1 protein-coding gene is annotated in these 1,485 nt (G+C 31.1%); it reads left to right on the forward strand.

What is annotated here, in order from left to right; translation table 11 throughout:
- Positions 1-1,078 (forward strand): dicarboxylate/amino acid:cation symporter (locus BS62_RS15150; RefSeq protein ID WP_496492090.1); only part of this gene is annotated, 1,078 nt, incomplete at its 5' end.
- Positions 1,079-1,485 lie beyond the last annotated feature (407 nt).

Raw genomic sequence — 1,485 nt, forward strand, 5'->3', positions numbered from 1 at the left:
ATGTGGAGCTTCAGCTATGGGGGATATAGGTAAACTTGGTAGAATAGGTGGAAAAACTATGACATTCTACTTACTTACTACAGCACTTGCTATAACTATAGCATTAATAGTTGGGAAAGTAGTAAATCCAGGGGTTGGACTTGATATGTCTAACTTAATAACTCAACAACCTACTATAGGAGAAAATAAATCTTTAGTAGATGTTATACTTGCAATGATACCATCAAATCCTGTTGCATCTTTAGCAAATGCAGATATGTTACAAATAATAATATTTGCATTAATTATGGGTTCAGCAATGAGTATAATTGGAGAAAAAGCTGAACCAGTTAAGAAAATATTTGAATCAGCTAATGAAATATGTATGAAAATGGTAGAAATGATAATGTTACTTGCTCCATATGGAGTATTTGCATTGGTTACTAATACATTTGCAACTGTTGGAATAGATGCAATGTTTGCACTTGGAAAGTATATGTTTGTAGTGTTATTTGCATTATTCCTTCAAGGTACAATAACTTATACAGGTTTATTAAAATTATTAACTGGACTAAAGGCTATGCCTTTTTACAAAAAATTTGGTAAAATTGCGGCAGTTACTTTTTCAACATCATCAAGTAATGCCTCATTACCTGTAACAATGGAAGAAATGGAAAAAATGGGTGTGCATAAAAGCATAAGCTCATTTACATTACCTCTTGGAGCTACTATAAATATGGATGGTACTGCTATAATGCAAGGAGCAGCTGCTATATTTATATCTCAAGTATATGGTATAGACTTAGGAATGCAAGAGATATTAACTATAATATTAACAGCAACATTAGCTTCTGTTGGTACTGCAGGTGTTCCTGGAGTTGGTATGATAACTTTATCTATGGTATTAACTTCTGTTGGTCTTCCAGTAGAAGGTATAGGACTTATCATGGGTATAGATAGAATATTAGATATGTGTAGAACTACTATAAATGTAATGGGTGACTGTGCATGTACATTAGTAGTAGCTAAAACTGAAAAAGAACTTGATTTAGATAAATACTACAGCGAGAAAGAAACTGTTGCTAGTGTAATAAATTAATTATTAAGGATGCATCTTGGATGCATCCTTTTTGATATTAAAGCTTATTTTATGAATCTTGCATGGAATAAGCTTTCTTTATTTTATGGTTTGAAATGGAAAACAAATCTTTAAACGACAAAAAATGAATAATTTGTAAGAAAAAAATCTTTTGTATAACTTAAAAAACTATTCTAAAAATTAATGAAACGTGATATACTTTATAAATATAAGATATGAATTCGATTTATTTCGGCATAATTCGATATTTAGAATGGGAGGGAAATTATGAAAAAGAAGATGGGTTTAACGACGAAGATAATGATAGGCCTTTTAATCGGTGTAGTATTTGGTCTTATAATAAAGGGAATGCCTGCAGGATACGTCAAGGACACTGTACTTTTAGGCGGAATATTGAAAATACTAGG

It is taken from the genome of Sporacetigenium mesophilum DSM 16796, from assembly GCF_059569055.1.